The sequence below is a fragment of the Bradyrhizobium sp. 153 genome (assembly GCF_023073835.1).
In the GTDB taxonomy this organism is placed as follows: domain Bacteria; phylum Pseudomonadota; class Alphaproteobacteria; order Rhizobiales; family Xanthobacteraceae; genus Bradyrhizobium.
Genome location: NZ_JADPKH010000138.1, coordinates 1 through 11,184 on the forward strand (window position 1 = coordinate 1; position 11,184 = coordinate 11,184).

The 11,184-nt window shown below is 58.1% G+C and carries 6 protein-coding genes and 2 pseudogenes; 2 read left to right on the forward strand and 6 right to left on the reverse strand.

Annotated features, from left to right (window positions below):
• Nucleotides 1-364 precede the first annotated feature (364 nt).
• A pseudogene (locus IVA91_RS31880) lies at nt 365-1,578 on the reverse strand (IS110 family transposase).
• Nucleotides 1,579-1,841: 263 nt separating this feature from the next.
• On the opposite strand from IVA91_RS31880, the pseudogene IVA91_RS31885 reads away from it, so the two are divergent.
• Nucleotides 1,842-2,041: pseudogene (locus IVA91_RS31885) on the forward strand (transposase); the annotation flags it as partial.
• A 418-nt stretch (nt 2,042-2,459) separates the two neighbouring features.
• On the opposite strand, the gene IVA91_RS31890 reads toward IVA91_RS31885, so the two are convergent.
• The 4 genes from IVA91_RS31890 to IVA91_RS31905 are packed head-to-tail and all read right to left on the reverse strand — an operon-like array spanning nt 2,460 to nt 5,552.
• Entirely contained in the window at nt 2,460-3,323 is an 864-nt protein-coding gene (locus IVA91_RS31890; protein WP_346015546.1) for an amino acid ABC transporter ATP-binding protein, read from the reverse strand.
• Nucleotides 3,301-3,963 (reverse strand): ABC transporter permease subunit, encoded by a 663-nt coding sequence (locus IVA91_RS31895; RefSeq protein WP_247460153.1) that lies wholly within the window; start codon nt 3,961-3,963, stop codon nt 3,301-3,303. Before IVA91_RS31895 ends, IVA91_RS31890 begins: the two co-directional genes overlap by 23 nt.
• Nucleotides 3,960-4,679, reverse strand: a complete 720-nt coding sequence (locus IVA91_RS31900) for an amino acid ABC transporter permease (RefSeq protein ID WP_247460154.1) — start codon at nt 4,677-4,679, stop codon at nt 3,960-3,962. The genes IVA91_RS31895 and IVA91_RS31900 overlap by 4 nt, the downstream gene beginning before the upstream one ends.
• Nucleotides 4,680-4,691: 12 nt before the next feature.
• A complete protein-coding gene (locus tag IVA91_RS31905; protein WP_247460155.1) occupies nt 4,692-5,552 on the reverse strand; it encodes a transporter substrate-binding domain-containing protein in 861 nt (286 codons plus the stop codon).
• Between the two features lie 305 nt (nt 5,553-5,857).
• On the opposite strand from IVA91_RS31905, the gene IVA91_RS31910 reads away from it, so the two are divergent.
• Nucleotides 5,858-6,610: an enoyl-CoA hydratase/isomerase family protein gene (locus IVA91_RS31910; protein WP_247460157.1), complete on the forward strand. Its 753-nt coding sequence runs from the start codon at nt 5,858-5,860 to the stop codon at nt 6,608-6,610.
• Nucleotides 6,611-8,220: 1,610 nt separating this feature from the next.
• Here the strand turns inward: IVA91_RS31910 and ectB are convergent.
• Nucleotides 8,221-9,543: a diaminobutyrate--2-oxoglutarate transaminase gene (ectB, locus tag IVA91_RS31915; protein ID WP_247460159.1), complete on the reverse strand. Its 1,323-nt coding sequence runs from the start codon at nt 9,541-9,543 to the stop codon at nt 8,221-8,223.
• Nucleotides 9,544-11,184: the final 1,641 nt, after the last annotated feature.

Here is an 11,184-nt window from a genome sequence, read left to right on the forward strand (position 1 = left end):
CGGTGGGCGACATCATCTCGGAATGGGTGGGCGACTTCAAATCGGAAAGGTGGGCGAGATCATCTCGGAATGCTGGGCGACATCGAGCGGAATCCGCATCCATTCTTTTGTTCGGCCGCGGCGGGGCCATTCTTTCGTCCCGGCCACCGATCTCGCAGCCGCCGCGCGCAGGGTCGGTCAAGGCTGGCCACGTTTGCGGCCACCGCACGGCTTGGCCTTGACCGGCCCGAGCACGGCGGCATGCTGGCGTGGAACGGGACTGCATTCCTGGCTGGCACTTGCCGTCAGCGGCGGTTATGGTTGTCGGGCGCGGGCGACCTCGTGGCGAAGCGTGACGCGTCGGCTGAAAGCGTCACCGGACTGCCTATTTTGTCCTGCCGAGCTGAGGCGCCCGCGCGCCGGGTTTTGGCCGCCGCGGTTTCCATTGCGACACCATTCGTTCGTAGTTTCGCTCCGCCTGGGCGGCAATCAACATCTCACGGTTGCGCAGCGCCGCGATGTTGTAGGCATAGGCTGGTCCGCGCCGGCTGCCCTTCTGTTGCGGATGTCCAGCTTGAAGTTGCATTGCGCGGGTCTTGTTGGCGACCAGCGCCGGACGCGCCCACAGGTAATCCTCGCCCTTCGTCAACAATGCCAGCAGAGCACCGTGAGCTTGCGAGCCACGGCCACCGCGGCGACCTGATGGCCACGCCGGGCGCGAATCCGCACGAAAAAAGCATGCAGTGGACCGGGCGCCTTGGCCGCGGCCCAGGCGGCCTCGACCAGCATGGCGCGCGCGTGACTGCGGCCGATCTTGCTGATGCGACCGTGATGGGCGGCTCCCAGTCCCGACTGCACCCGCGGTTCAGCCCGAAATAGCTCACCAGCTTCTGCGGGCTGTTAAACCGGCTGATGTCGCCGATCGCCGCCACGATGCCGGCGGCGACCGCCAGATTGACGCCGGTGATCGTCATCAATCTGTTGACCGCGAGATCGTCGATGGCGTCCTGCGCGATCTCACGCTCGAGCAGAGCCAGGTCTTCCGCCAGTCGGTCAAGCTCACGGACATGCCGATCGATGGCCGCGCGCTCATCGTGCGGCAGCTGTTGGGCCCCCAAACCACGCCCGGCCGCGGGCGTTGAAAAGGTCGGCATGCGGGCACTTCGGGATTAGGTGCGCGTGCAGGATCGAATGCACCTCGTTCTTGAGCCGCGTGCGATGCCGCACGACCTGGTAGCGCCGCGCCACCAGCCGACGCTTGCGTTCGGTCTCCGCGTCAGGCGTCCAGATCTGCGGCAGGTACCCGGCCGCCTGCAGACTGGCGAGCGTGCCGGCATCGATCTTGTCGGTCTTAACGTGAGCCTGGGTGATCGCCTTCACCTGCAGCGGATTGGCGATAATCACCCGTGCCACGAACGGCGCCAGAACCCGCGACACCGCCATGCTGTTGGCAGTCGCTTCGACCACCACCTCATCACTGGCCAGCAGGGTCTTGCCAAATCCCTCCAGCGCAGTCCGCGTCATATCGATGCGGCCCGCATGTCGGAGCCTGCCGTCCTCCCAAAACACCACCTCGCCGAAAGTTCGGTGGACGTCGATGCCAATCACCCGTCGCATTCGCACCTCCTGCCAGACATATGACGGGAGCTGCGGGCGACACGACAACTACGGATTCGCGGTCCCAGCGCAACCGGGCGAGTCGCAGAGGCGGCCAGCTACTAACTCGAGCTCTCGGCTCATCGAATAACATCGGCCTGCCCGCACTTCGTGCTCCCGGTGCCTCTGTCCCGATGGTCGCACCATACGCCACGATGTAGAACACCGCAGCGGGAACGTTGGCACCGAGACATCTCATACCGGTTACCAACATGCTGGAGAGGCCAACGAGGAGATCAGGCGGCGCACTTATGTGGTGCGGATCTTCCCCAATGCCGAGAGCTGCTTGCGGCTGGTGCGCGCCTTGACCGTCGAGCGTCACGAGACTTGGCTCGAGGATCATCCCTATCTGAACATGGACCTGCTGAAGGAACACAAGAAGGAGGCACTACGCCAAGCGGCCTGACGATGCTCAGGCCCACCAAGGGGATGGCTCGGCCGGACCCATGATCAATTTTGCTGAACTTGACGCACCGAACTCCTAAATTGCGCTGATCTTGCTAGGCTTGATGGCCCTCTGTTATGCGCTTTCCTTTCCTGCAACGGATCATCCCGCGGAGCCGGTGGTCCAATAAGGCTTTAGGTGAACCGATGAGAATATATCCCGCCGACGCAGAAGCACAATTTCTGTTTCGTTTGCAATAAGCAGAGTCAAACGCTTTCAAAGTCAGACCTAGGATGCTGCGTCTCCCAGCTTTGGTCACTGCGCTCTGCCTTGTTCGACAATACCGAAGTGGCCCGATGCACCTGCAAAGAATCGACGGGCGGCAGATCACAGGATAAGGGGGGCCAGGTTGCGGGATCGTGCATCGGTGTGGCTTGGCTCAGCAGTTCATGACCGAGTGGAGGAACGCACGCGTGCGCTCCGATTCGGCATCTCGAAAAATCTTGTCAGGCGAGCCATGCTCGATAATGCGGCCCGCGTTAAATACCGCGATTCGATCGGAGAGTTCTCTTGCGAAGCGCATGTTGTGTGTGACAATCAGCAGCGTCACCTTCATCTCGTCCGCCACACTTCGCACGACGTCGAGGACTTCTCCGGCGAGTTCCGGGTCCAGCGCCGAGGTGACTTCGTCCAGGAGCAGTATCTCAGGTTTCAAGATCAACGCCCGCGCTATCGCGATCCGCTGCTGCTGACCACCGGAAAGTTGGTCGGAATAGGCATGCACTTTGTCTTCCAAACCAACCATTCGAAGGTATTCGAGCGCACTCTTCTCAGCCTGCTCGCTAGACTGTCTCAACACGGTCGTTGGCGCCAAAATCAGATTTTGTAATACGGTCATATGCGGAAACAGGTTGAATTGCTGGAACACCATGCCGCACCGGCGGCGGATTCGCGCCTCCTGTGATCTCAAGAGCGGTTTGCCAGCCGAATCGAACAGGATGCTTTCGCCGAGCACTCTAATATCGCCGGTGCTTGGCTTCTCAAGTGTCATCGCCAGACGCAATACGGTCGTCTTTCCCGAACCGCTCGGGCCAATCAGCGTGACTTTTTCACCGGGCCGTACTTGCAGGTCGAGGTCAACTAGAACGCGGTGAGCACCGAAAGATTTGGTGACCTTTTCGAACTCGATCGCCCACATGGCTTGCGACCTGCGAACGGATGCATGTGCCGCCATCGCGTTGACGGCTGCGGTCTCCGCGGTTCGAAAGGATTGTGATTGACTAAGGTCTGCGGTGCTCGACATACTGGTCCTTGTACCGGGAGAGGAGATAGAAGAATGGCAAATTCATGCCGAGATAAATGATGCCGGTAAGCGTGAAAGGCTCGAGATAGCGGAAGCTTTGATAGCCAGCCGCTTGAGCCTCGCCCAGCAGTACTGGCACCCCGATCGCAAAGAGGAGCGCGGATGCTTTGAACAACCCGAGCACGTTGTTGAGCAGCGCTGGGATAGCGCGTTTGATCATCAACGGGATGAGGACGCGCCGCCATGTAATACTCGGGCTCAAATTGAGCGCTACACAAGCGTCGCGCAGTTCGGTTGGAATCGTGATCAGGCTGCCGCGGTATACCTCCGAGCAGAATGCAGCATAGACCATGCCTAACACGGCAATGCCAATAGGCATTGCTGGAAGGGTGATGCCGACTTCCGGCAGGACATAAAAGGCGAAATAGAGCAGCACAAGGATCGGTACACCCCGAAAGAATTCGAGCAGGAAACGCACGAATGCATGCCCTATCGTAGTGCTCACAGCCTCCAAGATCGCAAGCAGAAGACCGAGCGTTAGTGCAATGGCTGAGCTCGCGAGCGTCACCAGACCGGTGTACCACACACCAACCATGAGCCGCGGCAGGATCTGCAGCGCGTAGCTCCAATCCCAAGTCATTGGGCAGCCCCCGCAACCGCTTTTGCATTGGATACGACTTGCGCCGATGTACGTGACGCTCGCAAAGCCTGGTTTAGTGGGAGCACCTGCTCAATGGCACGAAAAACACCCGCGCAAAGAAGGCACAGAATCCAGTAGATCGCCGCCACCAAACAAAAGACGATAGCCGCCTCAAAGGTTTGGCTGCGAACATTGTTGGCAACGTAGAGCACGTCGGGCACGCCGACGAAGCTCACGATCGAGGTCCACTTGAACATATCTCTCGCCATGCTGCCGAAAGCGGGTACGATTTGCGAGAGCGCCTGTGGCAGCACCACTTTCCTGAGAGTCTGGAGGTTGCTCAGCCCAAGTGCATGACACGCATCGGATTGGTCCCGATGGACAGACTCAATACCAGCACGAACGATCTCGGCCCCGTACGCAGCGCCGTCGACCGCAAGGACAAGAATCGCTGCTGCGAGCGGGCTCAATTGCGGCATCCCAGGTATCAAGGGGAGCACATAGAACACCCAGAACAGGAGAATCAGTGCCGAAGGACCACGAATTAACTCGATGAAAACCATCGACGTTACACGTATCGCACGCGTCTTGGAGAGTCTCAATGGCCCGAGGATGAGCGAGCCCAGTGCTGCACCTAGGATAGCGTGCAACCCTACCCACAAAGTAACGCAAAAGCCCCGTGCGAGCGAATCCCAGTACTCTGAAACGGCTGCCACCGCAGTTGTTCCTTATTCGCAGCTTGGCACGACCTCGTGGGCCTTGCTAACCGTGGCAAGCAGCTGGGCTGCTGTATCCCCGTTGGGAATCCCGTACTTTTCGTATAGCTTCTGTACCGTACCATCTCTGATCAATAACCTCAGCTGTTTGTCGAACGCGTCGCGGAAACGCGCGTTTTCCTTGCGGAATGCCACGCCATATCCGTTGACCGGCGATTGCTTATCAAGCACTATCTCTAGGCCTTTCTGCTCCGGACTTGATATGGTGAACTGGCCGACCGCAAACGCGCTCGCCCGACCGCCGATGACTGTCGCAGCGCCGGCCTGAACGTCAATTACGCGGACGAGTTGCTCGGGCTTGATTCTTTGCTCAAGCGCATATGCTTCTTGGGACGAGCCTATAACCACGGCCAGCTTGATTTCAGTTCTGCGTGCAATATCCGAGTAGCCAGCGAGCTTCTTTGGGTTTCCGGGAAGCACATATAAGGCGTCCTGCTGCGCGGATAGCGGCGCGGAATACACCACCACCTTGCAACGGGCTTCGGTGATCGTAAGGCCAGGAGCCACGAAGTCGACCTGGTGTGCCTGAAGGGCAGGAATCATAGCGTCCCATGCTGTGAGAACGCCAATAAGCGGTGGCAGACCCATCTCCTTGAGGGTTAGATTGACCATCTCGACTCCGTAACCCTCAGCCTTCCCGCTCGGCGACACGTATGACCAAGGCGGCGCAGATCCCAGCGCCACTTTCATCTCGCGCGCGCTGCGAACGGAAGCGAGAAGGGCGTCTTCCATTTGCGCGAAGGTCGGAAACGAGTGCCCGCACATCACGAGCAGCGTCACGACCGACGTAAATATTTGTTTAGCGAAATGCATGCTCGTCTCCTTAAGTGCGATCCGATGAATTCCTCGGTGGGTAATTATGGCGCGACAGCTCGAACACGACGTTTCCTGCGCGGCTCGATCTCCTTATGACTCTGTTCATATGTGGATCATGCCGCAGGCGTCGTAGCGAATATGTAGCGCGAGAGCGGTCTTGAGCCTCCTACCAGAAATAGTCGGGGAGCTTTCTTCATTTCTGTTCTATGATTTTACCATCAAAATGCGGCTGCGGGCGGTGCTCTTCAAAATGCGCAGCGTGAGTGCCGTGTTGAGGAGAGCCCCGCGACAGGGAGACATGAATGGCCATTCTAAAAATAGAAGCTCAAGGAGCTGTTCTGGTCGCGCAGTTCAACCACGCCAACGCTCTTAACCCGATGAGCCTAGAACTCGAGAACGCCATCCGGTCCATATGCCGAGAGACAGAGGATAATCCTGCGATACGGGCTTTAGTATTGACAGGAGGAAACGAGCGATCCTTTTGCGCCGGTGGTGATTTCAAGGAGGTGGCCCAGCTTTCCGGACGCACGGCCGTGGAGGGATTTATCGACAGGTGGATTGACTTCTATAGTACGATACTCAAAGTGACCAAGCCGACTGTTGCCGCAGTCGGGGGATACGCAATAGGCGTCGGTTTTCAGATGGCGCTATCCTGCGACTGGCGCGTCGGATCCCCCGAAACCAAGCTGCTTATGTGGGAATTGAAGCACGGGATCGCCTGTACCATCGGTGGCTATATGCTCGAGACTTTCGTGGGCCGAGCGGCGATGTCCGACATCATTTATGGGTGCGAGGCCGTTCCAGTTTCGTGGGCGGCGGACCACAAGCTGCTTCACGAGGTGGTTAATGCGAGTTCGCTTGTAGAGACCGCTATCGAGCGAGCGAAAACTCTCGGTAACTTTCCGGAAATTACTTTCCGACGCACGAAGGAATCGACAAATAGGCGGCTTATCGCTGGCTTGCAGGCTATCGCGCATGAGGCGAAGGAAGCGCATGTCGCTAGCGCCGCAAGCAATGCCGTCCAACATCACATAAACCGTGTGCTTCGGCAGTAGCCGACACGGCTAGATTGCTGAATGCAAGGCTGTGCCATTCAGGTCCAAAGCCGGGCCACGGCCTACCGCCTAAGGCGGGTCCTGACCCGATCGAGTTGTTAGGATTCCCAAATCAGGCTGCTTCTGCTTCAAACTGCCTGCTGGCGGAGAAGGCCGTCAGGCATGCCAACATATCTTTCAGTTGCTCCGTCCGGTCCGCAGCTATAGCCGCCTACAATCGTGATGTACTCCCGTCTTCGACCTACGTCGACGCCAAGATGCCGTACGAGCGGTAGCTCAGCGGCCCGCGAGGGCCGCTCCGTCGGTGCGAGCATCGAGCCGCATTGACCTCCAATTGAACTGGGAGCGGCTTCATCAGCTGACCACCGAGGGACCCTGCCGATGGGATGGTATCTACTTAACATAGGCATCCAACATTGACGATCATCAACGGCAGAGCCTTTCGGATCGGTTGCTTAGCTGTGCGTATATTAAGTCCTGCTTCCCCGTGCCACAAACATGATGCTACGCGCAACTTCCCTCATCAACTGCTCCCCATCATCCAAATCAACCAATCGAAGTCAACAATATCCTCTTCCACCAGCCCCAATACCGAGCCGCCGGGTTCATGATTCTTCATATCGTAGACGTGCTCTTCCAGCGTCCAGCGCGCGCAAGTCCACATATGAAGTCAGGACGCTCCAAATGCAAATGACACGGTGCGCTGTTCGTTCGACAAACCTGGCGATGCGGTGGCCTCTAAAGTCGCGTCGGACCCAATCTCCCTTGGTAGGCTATATTCCACAATCATCTCTTCGCAGTTGGTACCGCGCACGTATTACGTTCCCGAGGATGCGCATGTGCCGTCGGATCGGCGTAAAACGCATTGAGGGATTGGAGATGTTGTGCGAAGTTGACGGACGAAAAGTCATACAGTCGGACAGCGTATGGAAGCGCGACCTCGTTCTTCCTGGTCCATGCCCATAATTCAAAACCGGTCACCCGTTTTGATTGGCAAGCGATCGGGCCGAAAATCTGGATATGCCGGCCCCTTTTATCCGAGTAGCCTGCGTTATCGAAACATACTCTTGAAATCGAAACCTATAAATCCAGATTCCCAGTTGGGGGGCGGCGGCCTCATATACTTGCAGGAGGCGCGAGACGTTCAAAGGACTAACAACGCTTTTCATCGCTGCAGTCCTTTCGTGATGTGCGTCCGCCTATGCGGCTCGTTACTCCCCGATGGTTCATCGCCGTGACGGATCCAGACAACTACCTATTCTGGTAATGCAATTTGTAATCGGCGCTTGAGAAAGCGCTGGTTGGCCCTTATCAGCGCTTGAGGGCGGCGCCGTATCCTTCGATAGCGGGCCGACGGGGGGCTAAGTGCACGTTCGCGAGCTTGCCGGCGGCCGCTGTTGCCCTGGATACGCATCGCCCGTGCTGAGACGGAGTTTGATCACAAGAGAACGGCGCCTCCACGAGGATACGCGCCATCGCGAGCAGGCCGCCGGATCGAAGCTGGGACTGGTCGAGCATTGCCGACCATCGCCTATTCCGGACCATCCCCTTCGGAAGACCACCGCCATCCTCCGCGCCTCGGTCTCGTCTCGCTGACAAGCACCGTCAGATCATGCGCCCCTGGCCTGTTCCATCGTCTCGGCGAGAGATACTTCGAATATGTCAATTCCCTGATTCAATGTCTCCAGGTCGATCGTAAGCGCCGGCAGAAATTTTACGACCTCGTCGTTGGGGCCGCATCGTTCGATAATCAACCCGTTCTCGAAGGCCTTGCGGGTCGTCGCCCCTGCGATGTCGGCAATTTGGCAATCGAAGCCCAGGACCATTCCCCGTCCCCGAACAGCAAAACTGTTTCCATGCTGGGATGCAATCGCATCAAGCCGGTGGCGCATAAGTTCCCCCATATCCTGCACCGCATGTGAGAAAGTACGGCTCCGCCAGAAAGTGTTTACGGCCGCAGTAGCGGATACAAGCGCGAGGTTGTTCCCTCGAAACGTGGCCGTGTGTTCTCCTGACTGCCACGCGTCACGCCCCTCTTTGATCAACAGCATTGACAATGGCAGGCCGTACCCACTAAGCGACTTCGACATCACAACAATATCGGGCGACAAACCCGCGAACTCGAAACTGAAGAATTCGCCCGTGCGGCCGCAACCCATCTGGATATCGTCGACGATGAAAAGGGCTTCCACATCCTTTGCTATGGCCTGAAGTGACTGCAGCCATTCCTTGCCAGCCACATTTACTCCCCCTTCCCCCTGCACAGTTTCGACAAGGATTGCTGCTGGGGAATCGACTCCACTGCTCTCGTCCAGCAATACTTTCCGCAGGTAGTCAGCCGTATCGATTCCTGGCCCCAGATAGCCGTCATAGGGCATGAATGTCGCGCCGGACAAAGACACGCCGCTGGATTTGCGAAAAAGACGACCGCCGGTCACGGCGGCCGCACCCAGGCTCAAGCCATGATATCCATGCGTGAATGAGATGACGTTCTGACGGCCAGTGATTTTGCGGGAAAGCTTCAACGCTGCTTCGACGGCATTCGCGCCCGTAGGCCCTGTGAACTGAAAACGATAGTTCTCCAGACCGCGTTCCTGAAGTATGACAGCGTTGAAAGTCTCCATAAATTCGCGCTTCGCGGGAGTGGCCATATCGAGCCCATGTACGACGGCATCTGAGGCGAGATACTTGGTAATAGCGGCCTTGATCTCATGATTGTTGTGACCGTAATTCAGCGCTCCGGCACCGCAGAAGAAGTCTATGACCTTTCGGCCACCGTCCGTTGTCATGACGGAGCCGCGCGCCCGACTGAAGACATCCGGAAGCGAACGGGAGTACAAACGGACGTTCGATTCCAATGTTTCGAAAGCTTGCAAGTTGTTCGGCTCGCCAATAGCCACCTCACCCATCGTCGTCTCCTTTAAGAAATTCATGAACAAGCAGGCTCCGTCAGATTGCGAACTGGACACGCCGATCGGACACACGCACCGACCTGGCTGGGCTCCCCGTTCGCATGACGACGCATGCAGCCGCGTCCCACGTAGTTACATGGGAACCGACAACCGCGAACCTACTAAGGCCAGCAGTATCCCTTAGGGAGCCGGGCGCGTTGGATGATACGGCCAGAAGAAGCCACGGCGGCATCGCGCGTCCATCGCGACTCGGGCTTCAACAGGAATGATCCAGCTCCGATTCAACGCGAGGCGCCGCGTTGCTGAAAACCGGTGATAAGATCAGCCGAGACTTCGGCGATCAACTTCATTCACGCCCGATTGGCGATAGGACACAAGCCTCGCGTTCTTAAGATTGTCTACTCTCCGTTTTCGCCAGCGCTAAAGCGACGGTTCACCATCCACGGGCATGCAAGTCCTGCAGGACCTGTAATGAGGAAATGGGTTTTCGGCACAACCTCCGTCGATCAAAACAGCGAGTTTGTGTTGCGCTGGCCCGTGCGGCGTCAGCGTTGGGGGCCGAGCAGACCGACCGACGAGGCGTCATCGGCGCCTTCACCGGTCGCCGCGGGCCGATGCTCAAGGCCAGTGGCTCTCCGTCTCGAGTTCGAGTTCGTCTAAGAGGCTGGATCATGTGGCTACGACGTTCAGCGTCAACTCTCGGCAATGGGTAATCTGCAGCGTCTGCGCCCCTTTGCTGAGGGCACGAAAGCCGGGCGAGCGGAAAAGAATGACCGACGGGACCCCATCGCTTTGGCTCGTCTGCACCGGGCCGGTGAGCTCAGCTATGTCTGGATGCCTGACGCGCTTCATGAAGCACTGCGCCACCTGGTAAGAGCACGACACGCAGCTAGTCAAGATGTCCGCAAGACCGCATCCGCATCCAGGCGTTCATGCTCCGTTGCGCCTTGCGCTTCAAAGGTGAGGCCCGGAGTCGCCGACACCGGATGTGGGTCTGCAATAGAACGTTCGCCCATCCGGCGCAACAGATTGCGTTGCAGACCTACCTCAACGTGATCGAGCATAATGAGGCCTGCAAGACAGTAATTGAGCAGCAAATCCGAGAAGCGATCACGAGCTCGCCGTGGCCAAAGAGATCCAGGCTCCGCGAGCATTGAAGGGCGTCGGTCCATTTGTTGCCGCTACTGTGCTTTCTGATGTTGGAGATTTCTCCCGCTTCGCTCATCCGCGGCAGCTCGTTGCCTACTTCGGCCTCGCTCTCGGCGAGCACAGCAGCGGCGGGACGGTAACGCACCGCGGCATTAAAAGGCCGGAAGCTCGACTGCACGGGCGGTGTTATGTGAAGCCGCCTAGAGAGCTATCGCACTACACCCAAGGTCGGACAGTGGATGAAAGAAAAGCGTTGCCCACCAGTTTCACAAGAAATCGCCTGGGAAGGCCCGGCTACGCCTCCAGAAGACCGGAAGCTAACCGCACGCGGGAACCGACCCCTCGGTTGTCGCGACCGCTGCAGTTGCGCGGGCGCTGCTCGGCTTCATCTGGTCCATCGTACCAGCGCGTCCCGCTAGAGCGTTAGCCGATCAGGTTGCAAGTAGCCTGCGGCAGTGAAGTAGTTTGTGGATTCTGCGGGCGTGTAGGTGTCGATGATGCGCCCGACAGCAT